The 19,777-nt window shown below is 70.7% G+C and carries 15 protein-coding genes and 2 tRNA genes; 7 read left to right on the plus strand and 10 right to left on the minus strand.

Features of this window, described 5'->3' with window-relative positions; genetic code table 11:
* Positions 1 to 111: 111 nt before the first annotated feature.
* The gene (locus UAJ10_RS24970) at positions 112 to 1,839 is read left to right on the plus strand and encodes an enoyl-CoA hydratase-related protein (RefSeq protein WP_322917957.1); all 1,728 of its coding nucleotides are present in this window, start codon (positions 112 to 114) and stop codon (positions 1,837 to 1,839) included.
* Positions 1,840 to 1,919: 80 nt separating this feature from the next.
* On the opposite strand, the gene UAJ10_RS24975 is transcribed toward UAJ10_RS24970, so the two are convergent.
* Positions 1,920 to 3,368, minus strand: coding sequence for an amino acid permease (locus UAJ10_RS24975; protein WP_322917959.1), 1,449 nt, complete (start codon positions 3,366 to 3,368; stop codon positions 1,920 to 1,922).
* Between the two features lie 487 nt (positions 3,369 to 3,855).
* On the opposite strand from UAJ10_RS24975, the gene UAJ10_RS24980 reads away from it, so the two are divergent.
* Positions 3,856 to 4,896, plus strand: coding sequence for a hypothetical protein (locus UAJ10_RS24980; protein ID WP_322917961.1), 1,041 nt, complete (start codon positions 3,856 to 3,858; stop codon positions 4,894 to 4,896).
* 142 nt (positions 4,897 to 5,038) lie between these two features.
* Positions 5,039 to 5,491, plus strand: coding sequence for a MarR family winged helix-turn-helix transcriptional regulator (locus tag UAJ10_RS24985; protein ID WP_322917963.1), 453 nt, complete (start codon positions 5,039 to 5,041; stop codon positions 5,489 to 5,491).
* Between the two features lie 5 nt (positions 5,492 to 5,496).
* On the opposite strand, the gene UAJ10_RS24990 is transcribed toward UAJ10_RS24985, so the two are convergent.
* From UAJ10_RS24990 to UAJ10_RS25000, 3 genes are all read right to left on the minus strand, one after another.
* Positions 5,497 to 6,279: a glutaminyl-peptide cyclotransferase gene (locus UAJ10_RS24990; protein WP_322917964.1), complete on the minus strand. Its 783-nt coding sequence runs from the start codon at positions 6,277 to 6,279 to the stop codon at positions 5,497 to 5,499.
* 65 nt (positions 6,280 to 6,344) lie between these two features.
* Positions 6,345 to 6,896, minus strand: coding sequence for a hypothetical protein (locus UAJ10_RS24995; protein WP_322917965.1), 552 nt, complete (start codon positions 6,894 to 6,896; stop codon positions 6,345 to 6,347).
* Positions 6,897 to 6,910: 14 nt separating this feature from the next.
* Complete coding sequence (locus UAJ10_RS25000) at positions 6,911 to 8,938, minus strand: serine/threonine-protein kinase (RefSeq protein ID WP_322917966.1); 2,028 nt, start codon at positions 8,936 to 8,938, stop codon at positions 6,911 to 6,913.
* A 393-nt stretch (positions 8,939 to 9,331) separates the two neighbouring features.
* Here UAJ10_RS25000 and UAJ10_RS25005 point away from each other — a divergent pair, with 393 nt between their 5' ends.
* Complete coding sequence (locus UAJ10_RS25005) at positions 9,332 to 11,455, plus strand: putative bifunctional diguanylate cyclase/phosphodiesterase (RefSeq protein ID WP_322917967.1); 2,124 nt, start codon at positions 9,332 to 9,334, stop codon at positions 11,453 to 11,455.
* Here UAJ10_RS25005 and UAJ10_RS25010 read toward each other — a convergent pair.
* A complete protein-coding gene (locus UAJ10_RS25010) occupies positions 11,452 to 12,438 on the minus strand; it encodes an ABC transporter substrate-binding protein (RefSeq protein ID WP_322917968.1) in 987 nt (328 codons plus the stop codon). The two genes, UAJ10_RS25005 and UAJ10_RS25010, sit on opposite strands and share 4 nt — an antisense overlap.
* Before the next feature lie 230 nt (positions 12,439 to 12,668).
* Here UAJ10_RS25010 and UAJ10_RS25015 point away from each other — a divergent pair, with 230 nt between their 5' ends.
* A complete protein-coding gene (locus tag UAJ10_RS25015; protein ID WP_322917969.1) occupies positions 12,669 to 13,421 on the plus strand; it encodes an SDR family oxidoreductase in 753 nt (250 codons plus the stop codon).
* Positions 13,422 to 13,475: 54 nt separating this feature from the next.
* On the opposite strand, the gene UAJ10_RS25020 is transcribed toward UAJ10_RS25015, so the two are convergent.
* Both UAJ10_RS25020 and UAJ10_RS25025 read right to left on the minus strand, forming a co-directional pair.
* A tRNA-Val gene (locus UAJ10_RS25020) sits at positions 13,476 to 13,550 on the minus strand.
* Positions 13,551 to 13,623: 73 nt separating this feature from the next.
* Positions 13,624 to 13,698: transfer RNA gene (locus UAJ10_RS25025), tRNA-Val, on the minus strand.
* A gap of 138 nt (positions 13,699 to 13,836) precedes the next feature.
* On the opposite strand from UAJ10_RS25025, the gene UAJ10_RS25030 reads away from it, so the two are divergent.
* Positions 13,837 to 15,051 carry a hypothetical protein gene (locus UAJ10_RS25030; protein WP_322917970.1) on the plus strand — a complete coding sequence of 405 codons (1,215 nt, stop codon included), beginning with the start codon at positions 13,837 to 13,839 and terminating at the stop codon, positions 15,049 to 15,051.
* Positions 15,052 to 15,054: 3 nt separating this feature from the next.
* On the opposite strand, the gene UAJ10_RS25035 is transcribed toward UAJ10_RS25030, so the two are convergent.
* From UAJ10_RS25035 to UAJ10_RS25045, 3 genes are all read right to left on the minus strand, one after another.
* On the minus strand, positions 15,055 to 16,695 hold the full coding sequence (locus tag UAJ10_RS25035) for a molybdopterin-binding/glycosyltransferase family 2 protein (protein ID WP_322917971.1): 1,641 nt from the start codon (positions 16,693 to 16,695) through the stop codon (positions 15,055 to 15,057).
* Positions 16,696 to 16,699: 4 nt separating this feature from the next.
* Positions 16,700 to 17,776, minus strand: a complete 1,077-nt coding sequence (locus UAJ10_RS25040; RefSeq protein ID WP_322917973.1) for an XdhC family protein — start codon at positions 17,774 to 17,776, stop codon at positions 16,700 to 16,702.
* Between the two features lie 201 nt (positions 17,777 to 17,977).
* Complete coding sequence (locus UAJ10_RS25045) at positions 17,978 to 18,865, minus strand: hypothetical protein (RefSeq protein WP_322917975.1); 888 nt, start codon at positions 18,863 to 18,865, stop codon at positions 17,978 to 17,980.
* Positions 18,866 to 19,281: 416 nt separating this feature from the next.
* Here UAJ10_RS25045 and UAJ10_RS25050 point away from each other — a divergent pair, with 416 nt between their 5' ends.
* A complete protein-coding gene (locus UAJ10_RS25050; protein ID WP_322917976.1) occupies positions 19,282 to 19,776 on the plus strand; it encodes a hypothetical protein in 495 nt (164 codons plus the stop codon).
* Position 19,777: the final 1 nt, after the last annotated feature.

Consider the following 19,777-nt stretch of genomic DNA (forward strand, 5'->3'; position numbering starts at 1 on the left):
ACCAGTAAGGCGGTTGGGTTTCCGAGGGGCGTCGGCGGGTAACCGCCGGCGCCTTTTTTGCGCGGCATCGGAGCACTTGCCCAGGGTACCGGCGCCCGGCACAGTGCGGGCATGACCGACCACCCGTCCCCCCTGCACCTGACGCTCGACGACGACGGCATCGCCTATGCGACGCTGGACGCGCCCAGCCGCACCAACCTGCTGGACGATGCCCTGATCGCGGCGCTGGACGAATTGGCCGCCATCCTGGAGGACCGGGAGGAGGTGCGCGGCCTGGTCATCGCCTCGGCCAAGGGGCATTTCCTGCTGGGGCGGGAACCGCTGGGCCTGCTGGCCCTGGCCGACGCGGCCCCTGGCCTGTCGGACGACGCGCTGCTGGCCGCCATCGCCCCCTATGGCGACGCGCTGCGCCGGCTGGAAGGAACGGCCAAGCCCATCGCGGCGGCGCTCAGCGGCTCCGCCCTGGGGCCGGGATTGGAACTGGCGCTGGCCTGCGGCTACCGCGTGTCTACCGACCATCCCGCCGCGCAATTCGGCTTTCCCGACCAGCGCCTGGGCCTGATGCCCATGGCCGGCGGCACCCAGCGCCTGCCCCGCCTGCTGGGCTGGGTGGGGGCGCACGATTTGCTGTCGGGCGGCCATATGGTGACGGCGCCGGCGGCGCTGGAGCTGAAGCTGGTGAATGAGGTGGTGCCGGCCAGCCACGTGCGCAGCGCCGCCCGGGCCTGGGTGCGCGGCCGTCTGGGCAACACGGCGGAAGCGCCCTTCATCGTCGGGCAGAAGCGCCGGCCCATCGCCGTGGCCTCCGCCACCGCCGCCATCGAGACGGCGATTAGCCAGGGCCTGGGCCTGTCGCTGGACGAGGGCCTGGCCCTGGAACGGGCGCTGGCCGCCGGCCTGCTGCGGCGGGGGGAGGTGGCGGCCCTGGTCCGCACCCTGGTGGTGGCGAAGGGGGAGGCGGACAAGGCCGCCTGGCGGCCGGCCCTGCCGGCGGCGGAATTGTCGCGCGTGGCCGTGCTGGGCCGGGGGCCGGCGGCTGACGCCGTGGCCCTGGCCGCCCGCCGCGCCGGATTGGACGTGCATGCCGTGGCCGACGCCGAAGGCTTGGATGACCTGGCGCCCGCCAAGCTGGGCGGCCGCAAGATCGAGATCCTGTTCGATGCCAGCCGGGAAGATGGGACGGCCAAGCGCGCCCTGCTGGCCAAGGCCGAGGCGGTGTTGGGCGAGGACGCCTTGCTGGTGCTGACGGGGCCGCGCCTGCGCGTGGGCGCGGTGGCGCAGGGCCTGGCCTGGCCAGACCGGCTGGTGGGCCTGTATCTGCCCGCCGATGGTGGGGTGGCGGAGGTGGTGGCGGGCCCTGCGACCTCGGCGCCCGCCCTGTCCATCGCGGTGGATGCCGCGCGGCGCCTGGGCCGCACGCCCTTCCGGGTGGAGGATGGCGAGGGCCGCTTCCTGGCCCGGCTGACCGCCGCCTATTTCCGCGCCGCGCTGGATTTGGGGCCCACTGTGGGCGCCGCCGACACCGACGCCGCCGCCCGCGCCGCCGGCTTGGCCGAAGGCCCCTGGGCCCTGGCCCGCCGGCTGGGCTACGCCGCCGTGACCGACCTAGTGGGGGAGGAGGGGGCCGTGGCCGTCCTGGCGGCCCTGAAGCGTCCGCCGGACGACCCCGCGCCCGCCGATGCCGGCCCGCGCATGATGGCGGCCGTGCGCACCGCCATGGTGACGGCCCTGGCCGAGGGCCTGGTGAACGACGCCGTCGCCGCCGACCTGATGGCCGTGCTGGGCTTCGGCTGGCCCACCGCCAGCGGCGGACCCTTGGGCAGCTTCGCGCGGCGTTAAAATGCGCCCTTAGACGCCGAAAACAAGAAGGGCCGGGCGCACGCGTCGCCCGGCCCTCTTTATCGCGCCTGGCGCCGAATTCAGGCGGCGCGGCGGCGGCTGTAGCCGAAGTAGACGAAGAAGCCGATGACCATCCAGATGACCAGACGCAGCCAGGTATCGCCCGGCAGGCCGTACATCAGGTAGCCGCAGACCAGCACGCCCAGGGGACAGACCAGCCAGAATAGCGGCGTCTTGAACGGACGCTCCATATGGGGCTGGGTGATGCGCAGCACCAGGACGCAGGCGCAGACGATGGCGAAGGCCAGCAGCGTGCCGATGGAAACCAGCTCACCCAGGATGTCGATGGGAAACAGGCCGGCCAGCAGGGCGGCCAGGACGCCGGTGACGACGGTGGCCACGTGGGGCGTGCGGTAGGTGGGGTGCACCTTGCTCAGCACCGGCGGCAGCAGCTTGTCGCGCGACATGGCGTACAGCACGCGGCTCTGGCCCAGCATCATGACCAGCATGACGGTGGTCAGGCCGGCGACGGCGCCGATATCCACCGGCAGGGCCAGCCAGTGCAGTTGCCGCACCGCCTCGATGGCGACCACCACCGGGTGGGGCACGTTCAGCTCGGTGTATGAAACCAGGCCGGTCAGCACCAGCGACATGAGGATGTACAGCACGGTGCAGAACACCAGCGAGCCCAGGATGCCGATGGGCATGTCGCGCTGCGGCCGCACCGCTTCCTGCGCGGTGGTGGAAACGGCGTCGAAGCCGATATAGGCGAAGAAGATGACGCCGGCGCCGCGCAGCACGCCACCCCAGCCGTAGTGGGAGCCCTTGTCGTCCACCACCTCGGCCGGGATCAGGGGCGACCAGTGGGCCGGCACCACGTAGAACAGGCCGAAGCCGATGACCAGGAACACCACCAGCAGCTTCAGCAGCACGATGATGCCGTTCACGCGGGCGGAATTGCGGATGCCGACGTAGAGCAGCAGGGTGATGAGGCCGACCATCAGCACGGCCGGCAGGTTCAGCACGGCGCCCGTGGTCTGGAAGTGGAATCCGTCCTTCACCGTCAGCGGGGCCGAGGTCAGGGCGGCCGGGATGACGATGCCCACCTGTTTCAGCAGGTTGACGAAATAACCCGACCAGCCCACGGCCACGGTGCCCGAGGCGAACAGGTATTCCAGCGCCAGGTCCCAGCCGATGATCCACGCCAGGAACTGGCCCACGGTGACGTAGGCGTAGGTGTAGGCACTGCCGGCCACGGGCACCATGGCCGAGAATTCGGCATAGCACAGGCCGGCGAACAGGCAGGCGGTGGCCGCCAGCACGAAGGACAGGACGATGCCGGGGCCGGCGTACTGGGCGGCGGCGGAGCCCGTCAGGACGAAGATGCCGGCACCGATGATGGCGCCGATGCCCAGCGCGGTCAGGTTCCAGGCGCTCAGGCTGCGTGCCAGGGTCGGGCGGCTTTCATCGCCGTCACCGTCGGCGCTGGCCTCCTCGATAGTCTTTTTCGTCCAAAGGCTCAAAACCACCTCTCCCGTCAATTCCCAACCGGCCGGCGGGCGCTTGGGCGCCCAGGCACGACCGGCACGATGTGCCCCGCGTATTGCTTGGATGTCGATGTACCCGCTGTCGGGGGCGCTGTCACCTTAAACGGCGACCAAAAATGTTGATGGGCTAAGCTTTTCCGGAAGCGGCCCCCCGGCGACAGATTTATGCGCGTTGCCGGGGCGGGCGGACAGCAACGCCATGGCCTGTCCTGGTGGCCTAGTCATTTCGTGCGCATCGGCGCGCCATCTGTATGGATTCGGTTCCGAAACGATTTCGTCGAATTGACATTCGAGGCCCCGCCGCCGGAAGATCAACCCATGCCTGTATCGGTCCGCGCCCTTGTCCGGTGGTTGCCGTCCCGCGCCGCTCGCCCGTCGAGTCCGCCGCGGATGGGGCACACCCCTGACCCTATGCGGATGCGCGCCTTATAGGTTTGGGAAGGCCTGGGTCCGCCTGATACCATCCCTGGTGCCGGACGGTGTTCCGGGCCCCGCCTTCTGGAGTTTCCCCGCCTTGCGTGCCGACGCGCCCAATCCTTGGAAAAAGCAGCCCGACAAGGGCCAGCTTTACACCCGCATCATCGGGGACATCCGCCAGCTGGAGCAGTCGGTGGCGGCGCTGCAGCGCACCTGCCAGATGGTGGCGCAGACCAAGGAGCTGAACGCCTTCCGCAAGCTGTGGGTGGAGGTGGGGGACACCCTGTCCTTCATCACCGTGCTGGCCTCGCGCGGCGAAAGCCTGGATGAAAGCAAGCGGCCGGCCACCCTGATCCGCCTGTCGCAGCTGCGCCAGACGGTGATGGAACTGCATGTCCGCTCGGTCGAGCCGGTGTTGCAAGCGATGGTGGACAAGGCGGAGCCCATGGGCCTGGGCACCGGCTACGTCATGGAAAAGTGGGTCACCCACATGGACGTGACGGCGCAGGAGGTGGCGCAGGCCATGGCCGACCTGGAACGCCTGCACGTCGATATCCGCCACGCCGCCGAATTGGCCGAGACCGTTCCGGCGGGGGAGGCGGCGGCCCCTTTGCTGAAACTGGACGCGGTCGAGGCCTCGTATGAGGCGGCCATGGCCGGCTATGGCCGCCTGACGGGCGCCGTGGCCCGGTCCCGCGCGCTGGCCCAGATCATCGTGCAGTCGGCCCCCGCCCTGCGCGACTTCACCAATGACCGCCAGGAACAGACGGTCAGGGCCTACCTGCGCGGTCCCGGTGACGCCGGCGCCCTGCCGGCGCCCACCGGCGGGCCCGCATCCGGCACGCTGTACCTGACCCGCAAGGAAGGAAAGCTGTACGTCGATCCGGAGCTGTCGTCGGACGCGGTGAAGTCCCTGCGCGGCGGCGGCTTCATGGAAGATCTGGCCAAGCGTATCGACCTGCCGCGCCACAAGCTGACCACCCTGCTGGCCGGCCGGGATGGCATCAATTTCACCTTCCTGTCCAAACTCAAGACGGGGGTGGAGGGGGTGACCGGCACCAATGGTGTGAAGGTCGAGGTTCTGCAGACCTGAGGTCTTCCGGTTCGGGCGCCCGCATCCCCCATTGCCATCGCCGTTAAGGTCTGCCCCTATTCCGGGGTAGATCGAGGTCCCGATGGCAAAACCCGCGAACGTTCCGTTCCCCACCCCTGACACCGAATCCCGGGCTGGCCCCTTGGCTGGACCCCTGGCCGGTGTGGACAACCCGCTGGCGCTGGACCGGCAGCTGTGCTTCGCCCTCTACCAGGCGACCAACCGCATCACCCGCGCCTACCGCCCCCTGCTGGACGCGCTGGGCCTGACCTATCCGCAATACCTGGCGCTGATGGTGCTGTGGGAGGGGGCGCCCCTGACGGTGGGCGACCTGGGGAGCCGCCTGGACCTCGACTCCGGCACCCTGACGCCCCTGCTGAAGCGCATGGAGGCGGCGGGCCTGGTGGCGCGGCGGCGCGACCTGGCGGACGAGCGCCGCGTGCTGGTCGACCTGACCCCCGCCGCCTGGACGCTGCGTGACAAGGCGCTGGCCATTCCCGGCGCCATGCTGTGCCGTTTCCCCGTGCCGCTGGATGAGGTGGCGGACCTGCGCGACCGCCTGCGCCAGCTGGCGGCGGCGTTGGGCGAGGGCTGAGCGCTTTACTTCGCCGGCACCAGCTTGATCTCGAACAGCTTGGGCCAGCGCTTGCCGGTCACGAACAGCCGGTCGCCCTTGGCATCATAGGCGATGCCGTTCAGCACGTTGTCGATGTTCTGCGTCCGGCCCGACAGCGCTTCCAGCGGCGTCAGGTCGATCCAGCCGGTGACGGCGCCGGTGGCGGGGTTGATGCGGGCGATCAGGTTGGTCTGCCAGATGTTGGCCAGGATCTCGCCCTTCACGAACTCCAGCTCATTCAGGTTGCGGATGGGATAGCCGTTGTCGGTGACGGTGATGCGCCCCGTCTCGGCCAGCGTCTCCGGATCCAGGAAGCGCAGCTCCGGCGTGCCGTCGCTCATGATCAGGCGATGGCCGTCCTGGGTCAGGGCCCAGCCTTCGCCGCGATAGTGGAATTCCCGCCGCGCCTTGAAATCTCCCAGGCCATAGACGAAGCCGACCTCGGTGCGGTAGGTCAGCTGCACCAGCCGGTCCTTCCAATTGACGATGCCCTCGCCGAAATACCGGGGGTCCAGCTCCCGGCTCTGCAGCACTGCGCCGGTCGCCAGATCCACTTTGCGGATGGTGGAGTGCTGCTCCAGCCCCGTGCTCTCGTACAGGAACCCGTCCAGGTAGAAGAGGCCCTCGGTGAAGGCCTGGGGGTCGTGCGGGTAGGTGTGCACCACTTCCACGCCGTATTTGCGGGGCGCCTCCTGGGCGTGCGCGGCAAGTGGCAGGACGGCCAGGGCGAGGCCCAGCAGCAGGGCGCGGACAGGGGGCAGGGGCATGGGGCTCGGGCTCAAGCGGCGGACGGGAAAGCTTTATACGTGGTTGGGGCCCCGGGCAGGGGCGGTCACGGCGTCGCGGGCTCGCCGGATTGGGTCGACTCGGCCAGGGGATCCGGCGGCTCTTCCGACGCCGCCTCGCCCTCGACCGGCGTCTCGGGCTTCAGGCCCTGGCCCGTGACCTCGATGCCCCATTCCTCAACCAGCGCCTGGCGCTGTTCGTCCAGTTCCCGGATCTTGGCTTGGTCGCGGGCCACGGCCCAGCCGGCGACCAGGGGCGGGATACCGAAGTAAAGCAGCCAGCCCACGCCGGCGGCGGAATACATGACCAGCCAGGTCACCGGCTGCACCAGCAGGCCCGCGGCATAGTCCATGGTGTGGCCATGCTGCCAAAGCTGGATGCAGAAGGGCATGACGCCGCATAGGTTCAGGCCGCCCACCGTCACGGCCGCCGGCTTGTCCGGATCGCGGTCGACGATCCAGGCCACCAGGGTCGGCACCATGCCGATGACGGTCAGCACCGAGGTGGGCATGACCAGCGCGCCCAGGGGCAGCAGCAGCACGGCGGCGGCCAGCAGGCCGCCATAGCTGCGGCGACGGGGGGATGAGGCGCTGTTCATCACACCACCCTGGCTCACTTCACGCTCGCCATCAAGGTGACGATCAAGGCCAAGCCGGCGAGGGAGATGCCGCTGGCCACCATAGCGGCCACCCGCTTGCCCCGCGTCACCGCCACTTCGCTGCGGTCGCCCAGCGATTCCTCGATCTTGTTGATGCGGGCCGTCAGGCTCTCATGCCGGCGCATGGCGTCCAGGAAGCCATGATGGTCCTGGGTCAGGGCCTTGGGGTCGTCGACGATGCTGAGCAAGGCGTCCAGCACGCCTTCGCGCGCCGCCTTCTGCGCCGCCATCCGCACTTCCTCCCGCTTTTTCAGGTTGCGGAAGCGCTTGAACGACGGGTCCAGGATGCTGGTCATCCACAGGGCCAGGCCCGGCACCTTGGGCGGACCCGCCCGGCGCTGGGTGTCGGCCAGGATGGCCAGCACGCCCACCGGCCGCCGCGCCGTTTCCGCCGCCAGCGTGGCCAGCAGGCGCTCGTTCAGCTTGGGATTGCGGGTGGCGATGAAGGCGGCGACATGGCGGTCCATGGGGTCGCGGCCCGGCCCGGCGCCGGCGCCGGCCGCGTCCAGCGCCGCCATCAGGTCGCCCAGCGTCAGGGGGTAATGGTCGGCCACCGCCGGGCTGAGGCAGGGCGCCACCGGGCTCAGTCCATAGAGCGCGCGTTCGATGCCGAATCCGGGGCTGGTGTTCTCCAGCACGGCGCGCACGGCGTCGAACTGCTGGATCATCAGCACCTGCTCGGCCTTGTATTCGGCCTGCACGCTGATCCAGAAGGCCGGCAGCTGGCCCACGATCATCTCGGCCAGGGCCTGCCCGCCCTCGCCGGTGGCCAGCGCCTCGGCCAGGGCGGTGCCGAAGCCGTCGGGCATGATGGCGCGGCCTTTGTAGCGCAGGGGGCCGGGGGGATCGAGGGCGGTGCAGACGCGCGCCACCAGCCGCTCCTCCACGTTCGACGCGCGGCCACCGGCCGTGGCGCTGCGCACGGCGTTGGCCACCGCCTCCGCCCGGGGCTCATCATTCAGCGAGCGGCGCAGCCAGCGGTCCAGCTCCCCCCGCTCGATCACCTGGGCGGCGGCGATGGGCGCCTTGGAAAAGGCCCAGGCGGCCCCACGCACGTGCCAGATCTCCCGGCCCTGGAACTCCATGGGCCGGGGGGCACGCTTGGGCAGCTGCGCCTGCTTGGGGCTCAGGCGCCGGCCCTGCATCCACATGTCCAGGTCGTTCAGGGTCCAGCGCTGCCGGGCGTCATCGGTGATGAGGCCGCGCAGCGGTTCCACCAGCGACTGGGGAATGCGCGTGCCGCTGGTCAGGGCCGAATAGGTGCCCTTGTCCATGCGGGCCTGCAGCAGCGTCTGCTCATCCAGCCCCCGGCCCGGTGTGCGCCCCAGGTAGAGGGACAGCAGGGTGACCCCCAGGGCGTAGAGGTCGTCGGCGATGGTGCCGTTGCCCCGGCCGGCGCGGTCGGCCAGGGCGCGGTCCAGCGGCTCGTACACCAGGGGCTGGGCATAGCCGGGCGGCAGGCTGACGCAGTCGCCCAGCACCACGGCCGCGGCGGCGGATTCGCGGATGAACAGGTTGGTGGGGTTGAGCGCGCCGCAGCTGAGGCTGCGCTGGGCGATGTCGCGCAGCACGGCGGTCAGCTGCGGCAGCACGACCCGCACCAGGGCGTCGTCGGCGATGCCCTCGATGACATCGTCCAGCCGTTCCATGATGCGGCGGCCGGAGGGACGCTCGAAGATGCAGACGAAGCGGCGCCGGTGCTCTGGCGACCAGTCGACCACCCCCCAGTCCATGAGGTGCAGCAGGTTGTTGTTCTCGATGGCGCGGAAGCTGCTCATCGCCTCGATGCGGGGCGGCACCGGCTGTTCGCAGACGATGGCGAACAGCTCTGTCTTCTTCTCGCGCATGCGGTGGGCCAGGTAGGCGCGGCCGCCTGGCGTGTCGAACGCGGGCAGCGGCGCGCTGGGCTGGATCTCCGCCCGGCCACCCAGGTCGACGGGGCCCAGGTCGGGAACCGGGAACTCTCTGTCTGCCGCCGCCATGATACCCCGTCCGGCCGGCGCCCCGCCGGCCCTCGCGCCCCGGCCGCGTACACGGCCCCGTGCTGGCGATCATGCCCGATCCGCACGGGCGGGAACAAGACGGCCGGCCGGAATAGACAATCGGATCAAGGTGATTGGCTGAACGGTTGCGGAAATCTAGGCGGAATGGCAATCCAGGGTGTGGGGCCGCCGTCACGCCAGGGCTTCGAGGCCAGTGTACGGAAGATTGCGGTGGATCAACCCCCATGCCCGCCGCCTGGCGCATGATGCCTGGTTCGTATCGTCTGGAGGCAACATCATTGCGCCAGCGAATCGTGACCCAGCGAATCGTGACATTGATTTCGGGCCGCGGACGCGCAGAATCGGGGCCTTACTGATCAGGATGCCTATCCCATGTTGTTTCCAGGCGATGAGTCCACCGGCGACGTGCCGGCCCCACCGGGTTCGGGCACCTTCGCCGTGGAGCGTCGCTGGGCGCCGCTGGTGCTGGTGGTCACCCTGGCCAGCCTGTCGTTCGCGGGCTTGTTCGCCGCCGGCCTGGGCCGGGAATCGGGCATGGGCACGTCCATGGTCATGGCGCTGGGCGCCCTGGGCATCGTCGCCGGCTTGACGCTGGCGGCGCTGGTGCACGGCCGTGTGCGCCGGCATGAGACCCTGCGCAGCCTGGTGCGCCAGCGCACGTGGGAGCTGGAGCAGGCGCGCACCCTGGCGGAGGAGCAGGCGGCCGCCCTGGCGCTCAGCAACCGCGACCTGCGCGTGGCCGCCCGCGTGATCGAGCACAGCGTGGACGGCATCATGGTGACCGATGCCGACAATCGCATCGTCCTGGTCAACCGCGCCTTCACCGACATTTCCGGCTATGACGCCGACGAGGTGCTGGGCCAGGATCCGCGGCTGCTGAATTCCGGCCGCCAGGGCCCGGAATTCTATCGCGTCATGTGGCGGGCGCTGCGGGACGAGGGCGCCTGGGCCGGGGAGATCTGGAATCGCCGCAAGGACGGCACCGTCTATCCGGAATGGCTGCGCATCACCCTGCTGCGCGACGAGGACGGCGTCATCAGCCATCACATCGCCGTCTTCAGCGACCTGACCGCCAAGAAGGAGGCGGAGGAGCGCAACCGCCACCTGGCCTTCCACGATGCGCTGACGGGCCTGGCCAACCGCGCGCTGCTGATCGGCCGCGTGCGCCTAGCCCTGGCCAACGCCAAGCGGACGGGGGAGCCGGTGGCCCTGCTGCTGCTGGATCTCGACCATTTCAAGCTGCTGAACGACACGCGTGGCCATCCCACCGGCGACGCCGCCATCGTCGCGGCGGGGGAGCGTATTCGCCGCACGGTGCGGCCGGGCGACACCGTGGCCCGCCTGGGTGGCGACGAGTTCGCCGTGATCCTGACCGGCGCCTCCCTGGCCGGCCCGGCGCTCACCGGCGCCGACGCGCGGCAGGAGGCGCTGGCTGCCGTGGCCCAGGTGGCGGAGCGGCTGGTGGCCGCCTTCCAGCAGCCGCTGGCGCTGGAGGGCACGGGCGGGGGTGAGGTGCGTCTGGCCTGCTCCGTCGGCGTGGCCGTGGCCCCCGGCGACGGCGACACGTGGGAGGCGCTGCTGCGCCATGCCGACGTGGCTCTCTATGCCGCCAAGCATGCCGGCCGCGACCGCTATCACTTCTTCACGCCGGAGATCGGCGACCGCGTGCGCGACCGCACCTGGATCGAGGAGGGCTTGCGCGTCGGCCTGGGCGTGGCCACGGGTGCTGGGGGCGATGGCGTGGTGGACGGCTTCACCCTGGCCTACCAGCCGCAATACCGTCCGGCCCCCAGCGGCGTGGGCGGCACCCTGATGGGGGCGGAGGCGCTGCTGCGCTGGAACCATCCGGAGGATCTCAGCCCCGTCTCGCCCGCCCGCTTCATCCCGGTGGCGGAGGAGACGGGCCTGATCGTGCCGTTGGGCGACTGGGTGTTCCGCACGGCCTGCCGCACCGCGCGCAAGGTGCGGGAGCGGGGTGTCGTCGGCTTCAAGATGGCGGTCAACCTCTCGGCCGTGCAGCTGCGCGATAAGGGCTGCGGCGACCGTTTGCTACAGATATTGACGGAGGAGGGGTGCGCACCCGGCGACATCGCGCTGGAGATCACGGAAAGCGCCCTGATGGGCGATGCCGAGGGCAACCTCCAGGCGGTGCACGACCTGCGCGCCAACGGCTTCCGCTTCGCCATCGACGATTTCGGCACGGGCTATTCCTCGCTGGCCTACTTGCGCAAGTTCGCGGCCGCCTATGTGAAGATCGACAAGTCCTTCGTCGACGGCCTGCCCGGCGATGACGCCAGCCGCCAGATCGTGGCCGCCGTCATCGCCATGGCCCACCACCTGGGCCTGGAAACCATCGCCGAGGGCATCGAGACCGAGGCGCAGCTGGACTGCCTGCGCGAGTTGGGCTGCGACATCATTCAGGGCTATCTGCTGGGCCGCCCCATGCCGGAGGCGCAGCTGATGGCGCTGCTGGAGCCGGTGGCCGTGCCCGCCTAATTCGCCAGGTCCACGCCCGCCTTCCAGTCGGTGCCGGCCTTGTAGATGCCCAGGCGCTTCATCTCATTGGTGAAGCTGTCCCAGCGGGCGGCGGTCATGCGGCCGATGGCGTCGGGAGCCGCTGGGGTTCCCTCCACGATGCCGTCGTCCGCCAGGGCCTTGCGGCCGTAGGCCAGGGTCTCGGCGTCCATGTCGGGGTTGGACTTGCGGATCAGGGCGTCGGCGGGTGCGGCGTCGCCGTGCAGGTAGTGGCGCCAGCCTTCCGCCGTGGCGGCGACAAAGGCCTTCACCGCCGCCGGATGGGCCTGGATGTAGGCGTCGTTGAACATCACCAGGCCGCTGTAGCCGTCATAGCCCTGGTCGGCCAGCAGGAAGACCTTCACGTCGGCGCCGGCCTTCTTCGCGATCAGCGGCTCACTGGTGGCATAGCCCTGGGCCGCCGCGGCGGGGGTGGTGAGGAAGGGCGCCAGGTTGCCGGTGTAGCGGCGGATCTGGCTGTCCTCGAACGGGTACTTGCTCTTCAGCCAGCGCCACAGCGTGTTGATGCTGGGATCGCCCAGGAAGATGGGGCGGCCCTTCAGGTCCGCCAGGCTGGTGGTGTTCCGGGCGTGCGCCATCAGGATGGTGGGATCCTTCTGGAACATGGACGCCACCGCCTTCACCTTGGCGCCCGCCTCCACCAGGTTCAGCACGTAGAAGGCGTTGGAGCCGATGGTGCCGTCGATCTTGCCGGCGGCCAGCATCTGCTGCGCGCTCATCCCCGGGCCGCCGGGCACGATGGTCACGTCCAGCCCGGCCTTCTGGTACAGGCCCTCGGCCACCGCCTGGAAATAGCCGCCGTGCTCCGCCTCCGCCTGCCAGTCCAGCATGAACACCAGCTTTTCCGCCGCGCGGGCCGGATGCCCGGGGGCGGAGGCGGACAGCAGGGCGGCCAGCGCCAGGCCGGCCTTCAGGAAAGCGCGGCGGACGGGACGAGCAGGCATGGAGGTTCCCTCATCTTCTGCGACTGGTTAACGGGCCAGAGCATACCCACTGCGCCGGGGCGACGGAAGCGGCGCCGGCGGCGCCAGCGGCGATGGAGGTTGCGCGCGGGGAAGGCGGCCCTATAAGACTCAAGGGGATCGTTTCAACGTTCAGCTGGAAAGCCGTTTCCACCCATGCCGTGCCGCCCGCCTCAATTCCCGGTCACCCCCATCCAGGCCGGAGGCCGGTCATGAGCCGCTGGCTGCTGGTGACGGGTGGGGCCAAGCGCCTGGGCCGGCTGATCGCGCTGACCGCGGCGGGGGCGGGCTGGGACGTGGCCCTGCACTGCAACGCATCGGCGGCGGCCGCAACGGCCACGGCGGATGAGGTGCGGGCGCTGGGCCGCCAGGCCGTGGTGGTGCGGGCCGACCTGGCCGACCCCGCCCAGGTGGAAACCCTGGTGGCGCGCGCGGCCGCCGCCGCCGGCCGGCCGATATCCGGCCTGGTCAATTCCGCCTCCCTCTTCGAATGGGATGACGCCGCCAGCCTGACGGCGGAAGGTTTCCTGGCCCACCAGACGGTGAACACCCTGGCGCCCGTGCTGCTGATCCGCGCGCTGCACCAGGGGCTGGCCCCGGGGCAGCGCGGGGCGGTGGTCAACATCCTGGACTTCAAGCTGGCCAATCCCAATCCGGACCACCTGTCCTACACCTTGTCCAAGTACGCGCTGGCCGGCGCCTCGCGGCTGCTGGCCCGATCCCTGGCGCCCACGGTCCGGGTCAATGCCGTCTCCCCCGGCTATGTCCTGCCGGCCCCCGGCCAGGACGAGGCGGAGTTCCAGGTTCTCAGCCGCCGCAACCCCCTGGATCGCCCACCCGACGCGCAGCAGGTGGCCGACGCGGTGGTCTTCCTGCTGAACCACGACACCATCACCGACCAGGATATCGCGGTGGATTGCGGCCTGCGCTTCCTGAACCTGGCGCGCGACGTGGGCATGGCGTAACGGCGCCGGAGGGCGTCTGTTGCCGAACGGTTGTGCTTGGGAGAAGGGGACGGATGGTGGGCGCGGTAGGGATTGAACCTACGACCCCCGCCGTGTGAAGGCGATGCTCTCCCGCTGAGCTACGCGCCCATCCGTCCGGGCTTCGCCAGCCTCGGCTAGCGGCAACATGATCTAAGATATTGATCACGTTGATTTCGACGGATGGTGGGCGCGGTAGGGATTGAACCTACGACCCCCGCCGTGTGAAGGCGATGCTCTCCCGCTGAGCTACGCGCCCATCCGTCGTGGGGGCGGTTTGTAGAGGGACGGGGGCCACCTGTCAATAAGCTTGTTCGGGGCGGATGATGAATCCATTCTGGGGCCGCCACCGCCCCGGCGGGGTGGTCGGTTTGGGTGTCGGAAGGAAGGGATCGGTATGCGCGTCGCCTTGTGCCTGAGCGGCCAGCCGCGGACCTGGCGCCATTGCGTCGACAGCCTGCGGCGCCTGGTGGCCGGCCACGAGGTCACCACCTTCCTGCATCTGTGGGACGAGGTGCCCGAGGCCGAACGGGCGGAGATGCTGGCCACCTACCAGCCCGCCGCCCACCTGGTGACGGCGCGTCCCGCCTTCGCGGCGGAAAAGCGCCGCATGGCGGAGCGTTGGCACTACCGCCCGCCCTTTTCCGTCTTCGACATGTTCCACGCCGTCAGCCTCAGCCTGAACCTGGCGCTGGGGCACAAGGGGCCGGACGGCAAGGCGGCGCCTTTCGACGCCATCGTGCGCGTGCGCTACGACAGCCGCTTCGACGACACCCTGCCCGAGGATTGGTTCCGCACGCCGGGGCTGATCACGCCGGACAGCTGGACGCCGGCGGATGGCTACAACGACCAGTTCGCTTTCGGTCGCCTTGTCTTCATGCGGCTCTACGCCGCCTTCGCCACCTGGCTGCCCCGGGGGATGGAGGGGCATGACCGGGCTGTGTTCCAGCCGGAGGCGGCGCTGCGCCAGTATCTGGACAAGGTGGCCATGGTGCCGGTGCGCCAAGCGCCCCTGCGCATCACCCTGCTGCGCGAGGGCCAGGAGGACCTGCCCTTCGACAAGCTGACCGACTTGCCCATGGTCCATGCCCGCAAGGCGGCGGCGTGGAAGCAATACGCGGAGGCCGGGTTGCCGGCCGATCTGGCGGAGAAGCTGGATTTTTCCCATTACGCCGAGGCGCCGCTGGTGGTGGACCAGCAACTGACGGATCTGCTGGAGCCCATGGACGAGGCCGCGCGCCACGCCCTGCTGCGCGCCCCCTGGGCGGAGCGCATCCTGGCAGTGGACGCCTTCCTGGCCGGCCTGGTTTCGCAGCGCTCCGGCAACGGCACCCTGACGGGGGAGGAGTATGAGCGGCTGCGCCTGCTGTGCGCCGGCCTGATCTACCGCATGCCGACGGAGGGCACGATGGACGCGGACAGCGCCATCCTGCACGTCCTGTCCTGCAACGTGGTGGATGCCACGCGGGTTTCCGAGTGGCTGAAGGTGGTGGGCGACCCGGGGCGGGAAGCCTTTCAGCGGCGGCTGGGCCGGCTGACCATCCTGGCGGCGGCCATCGCCCACGCCGACCCATTCCAGCAGGACTTCCGCCTGGGCTGGCGCCTGAACTGATCCTCAGGCCACCGGTTCCAGTGTGCGCAGGGCCGCCAGCGCGTCGGGCGTGTCCACGTCCAGGTGCACGCCGCCATCGGCCGGCACCTCCACCACCCTGTCGGCATGGGTGGCCAGCAGGCCGCGGGCGCCCTGATCGCCGGTGATGCCGGCCATGGCGGGAACCAGGTCGGCCGGCCACAACACCGGGTTGCCCCGGCGCCCCTCCGCCACCGGCACCACGATGGCGCGGCCCGCCGCCGCCGTGAAACGGGCCAGCAGACGGCGGTGCGTGTCCGCCGTGACGCGCGGCATGTCACCCAGGCAGACCAGCACGCCCGTGCCGCCGGCCATACCGGCAAGCCCGGCATTGAGCGAGGCGCTGAGACCCTGGGCATGGTCTGCCGCCTCAATGAAGCGGACGTCCAGCCCCCCAAGGGCGGCGCGCACCGCCGCCGCCTGGTGGCCCAGCACCACGGTCACACGGCCCGGGTTGGCGGCCAGCGCCGCCGTCACCGCGTGGCGCACCAGGGGCTGGCCGGCATAGTCGGCCAGCAGCTTGTTGGCGCCCATGCGCCGTGCCGACCCCGCCGCCAGCACCAGCGTGGTGACGGGAAACTCGGCGGCCGCGGGGACGGCGCGTTGATCCTGCGCCAACAAGGCGCTTTGCCGGGGCATGGGGCGGCTGGGGATGTCGGTCAGCAGGCCGCCCACGCCCATGCCCATGATGTCGGCGGGCGTGACCTCCAGCCCGGCGGCAACGCGCTGCAGGATCCAGTCGAAGCCGTTGACGCGGGGCGACCGGGCACAGCCCGGCAGGCCCAGCACCGGCACGTGGCCCAGCCGTGCCAGCAGCATGAGGTTGCCCGGATCCACCGGCATGCCGAAATGCAGCACCTCGCCACCCGCCCGGCTGATGCCCGTGGGCAGCACGTCGCGCCGATCGGTGATGGCGGAGGCGCCGATGACCAGCAGCAGATCGAGGTTCAGGGACGATAGTTCGGCCAGCGCCTCGGCCACGGCGTCGGCGTCATGGGCCGTGCGCCGCTCCGCCACCAGGGTGCCGCCCACCTGGGCCAGGCGCGCCTCGGTGACGGTTCCCGTCTTGTCCAGGGTGACCGTCTTCAGGCCGGGCAGGCGGGTCTGCACCAGGCCGGCGCGGATGCCGCGCCACGGGGCCAGGCGCAGGGCCGGCGCGTCGCCCTTGGCCGTCTGTTCCACACGGGCCGCCAGATCCTCGGGAATGGCGAAGGGGATGATCTTGATAGTGGCGGCCATGGCGCCCGGCGCCAGGGGGGCGAACGCCGCCGCCGTGGCCACGGTCACCGCCTCGTCCACCCGGTTCAGGCGGTTCAGGCGGGCGGTGTCGATCAGCAGCAGGCCGCCGGCTTCCGCCATCACGTTCACCCGGCCGGTGGTGGCGGGTGTCAGGGCCAGGCCGGCGCCGGCGATGGCGCGGGCGACACGGGCGGCGGCGGCGTCCTCCCCCACGTCATCGGCGTCCAACCGAACCGCGACCACCTCCGTCACGCCGGCGGCGGCCAGCGTGGCCAAGTCATTGGCCGTCAGCCGGCGGCCCTTGGGGTGGCGTAGTGTGCCGGCCTTCAGGCCGTGGGCCAGAACGGCCCCCTCGGCATCGGCGATGGGCAGGGGGCCGAAACGCATGGGCTCAGCGTCCCGGCGCCTGGGGCGCCTGGCATTGGCGCCGGGTGGCCTTGGCGCCGCGCAGAGCCAAGGTCATCTCGGCCAGGATGGACACGGCGATCTCCGCCGGGGTCAGGGCGCCGATGTCCAGGCCGACCGGGCCGTGGATGCGCTCCAGCGCGGTCGGGCCGAAATCGGCCATGCGTTCCAGGCGGCGCTGGTGGGTCTTGCGGCTGCCCAGGGCGCCGATGAAAAAGGCGTCGCTTTCCAGCGCCGCGCGCAGGCCCGGCTCATCCAGCTTGGCGTCATGGGTCAGGGTGACGACGGCGGTGCGCCGGTCGGGCACCAGCGCGGCCACGGCGTCGTCCGGCCACTCGCGCACCAGGGTGACGCCGTCGCCCGTAGGGAAGCGGGCGGCGCTGGCGAAGGCGGCGCGCGGGTCGATCACCGTCACGTCATACCCCGCCAGCCGGGCCATGGGGGTCAGCGCCTGGGCGATGTGCACGGCGCCCACCAGGATCAGCCGCAGGGGCGGGTTCCACACTTGGGCGAACCATTCCCCCTCGTCCTCCTCCAGCGCGATCAGCACGGATCGGTCCTGGGCCAAGGCCTCCAGCACCTCGGCGCGCACGGCCTCCGGCAAGGCGGTTTCGCCCTGCTGCCGCTCCGCGTCGACCAGGGTCTGTTGCCCGGTGGCGAGGTCGGTGACCAGGGCCGCCGGCCGCTTGGCGTCGGCCGCGGCCAGCAGGGCCGACAGCAGCCGCCGGCGCGAGGCGCCATGGCCCGGGCCTATGGGCGCCACATAGATGCGCACCGTGCCGCCGCAGGCCAGCCCCACCTCCCACGCCCGCTCATCGGGCACGCCGAAGGTCAGCAGCCGCGGCTCCCCATCTTCCAAGGCGCGCAAGGCCTCTTCCACCACCGCGCCCTCGACGCAACCGCCAGAGACGGAGCCGATCATGCCGCCCCGCGCGTCCACGGCCAGCTTGCTGCCCACCGGACGGGGGGAGGATCCCCAGGTGGCGATGACCGTGGCGATGGCCGCCGCCTGGCCCTGGGCCAGCCAGCCCTCCACTGTGCGCAGGATGGACAGCTCGTCCACCGGCGTGCTGACCCGCGCGGCGTCCCGCGACGGATCAGGGGATGGGGGGGAAGGGGGGAATCAAGGGTCATGGATATACCGACGCGGTTTTGGCGACGCGATTTCAGGCGGACGCCTGGGCCCCTTCCCAGATAGGACGCGGCGTCGCGGATTGCCAGCCTGCGCTGCGACGCCTCTGGGGGTTGTCGCCGTGATGGCCGCTCAGCGGATCAGCACGATCAGCAACAGCAGGACCAGCACCAGCAGGGGGATCCAGATCATGGGCCGCAGACCGGCGTGGGCCACGGGGTGGGCCATGGTCGGGGCCGGCTGCGCGGTATCCACCGGGGGCTCGGGCGCCGCCGGCTCCGGCGGGAGGGAAATACCGGCGGACCCCAGGGCTTCGGCCTCCGTGGGCCGCACCTGGTGTTCGATGGCGCGGGCGTGGGTTTCCGGTTCCAGCGGCAGGGCGGCCGGTTCGGGCGCCTGCGCCGCCAGCTCGTCGCGCGCGGCGCCATCCTGGGCCGCAGCCACCAAGGTCGGGGCCATGGCTTCGGTCAGGGGGGCCAGTTCCACCAGCGGGATGGATTCGGCGGGCGCGGGCTGGTCCGTGGTCGCTGTCGGGGCCGCCCTCTGGGGGCGCTCGGCCGGTGCCGGCTCCGCCTTGGGCTTGCGGGAGCGTTTGGGTGCCGTTTCCGACCCCGCTTCGGGCACCTCGGCCGCCTTCCTGGCGCGGGTGCGCTTGGGCTTGGCGTCCAGCGGCGCCTCCTCTGGCACCGCCTCGGCGATGGCGGCGGCATCCACCGCGGGTTCGGCCAGGGCCACATCGGCCACCAGCGCGGGGTTGGCGGTGGCGGCCGTGGCCAGCAGGCCCGCTAGATGGGCGAAGAAGGCGCGGGTGTCCGCCTCGGCGTCCGCATCGACGGCGGCGTCGAAGATCAGCCGGGTTTGGCCGTCCCCGGCGTCGACCAGCCGGACGGCGGCTTCCTGGCCGTCGCCGTGCAGGACGCAGGTGTGGGGCGGGTCCAGGTCGGACAGGGTGACGGTGCTGTCATAGCCCGGCGGCACGCTCTGCCGCAGCACCTCGGCGTCGTTCAACGCCGCCCACACCGAGATCCTGCGGGGCCGCGACCAAGTATTCGCCGGTAATGTCCATCCTGGACGTCCTTGTTCTGCCGTTTCCCGCGACCGTACTGGGCACCGGCCCCGGGGGCAAGCCCTCGTCCGGTGCGGCACAGCCCCCTGATGGGAAACGGCTATCAACCGTCGGTCGGCACGATGGGTTCCCGATGACCGATGATCCGGTCGGGGGGAGGTGCCCGACATACCCTATTCGCCCAATGGACATAGGCGCCGCTTCGTCCGCTTCCTGAAAAAGGAAGGGGATGATTTCTGCGCCAAGACCGATGGTCTTTGGCGAAAGTCAGTAACGGTGCACGGAATTTGGCCGCAATCATCGCCATCTACTAAAGGTGAAATGGCCTTCTCTTGAGGGCGCTCCCGATTCGCTGTACCCTGGATCCATCATGATCGTCGCGCCCTTGCCCGTTCTGGACCTTGGCCCCGCCCAGCCGCCGGCGGCGACCCTGCATGTCGACCGCGTGGGCGCGGTGCAGGAGCGGGAGGCGCGGCAGCGTGACCGCCGCCGGCGTCCATCGCCGGAGGAGGGGCGGCGCCATGGCCGCTCCCTGTTCGACGACATCGTGGATGAGGTCGACCCCACCGGCGCGCTGGAGCCGGACCATGAGGAACGCCTGCGCCAGAACCTGCGGGGGCTGGTGCGCAGCGGAACCCTGGTGGCGTTGCCGGCCGCCGGTCGGGAGCTGGACCATGTGGTGGATCACCTGGCGCCCCAGCATGCCCACCTCAGCGACACGGAACGGCTGGAGAATGCCCGCCTGGCCGACGCCCTGCGGCAATGCCTGGCGGTGCACAGCGACGGTGCCCGCAAGATTTCCACTTATCTGCAGGCCCTGATGGCCCAGAACGGTGAGATCCACCACGTGGAACTCACGGTCTGAG

This window comes from Nitrospirillum guaranorum, assembly GCF_034653275.1.
In the GTDB taxonomy this organism is placed as follows: domain Bacteria; phylum Pseudomonadota; class Alphaproteobacteria; order Azospirillales; family Azospirillaceae; genus Nitrospirillum.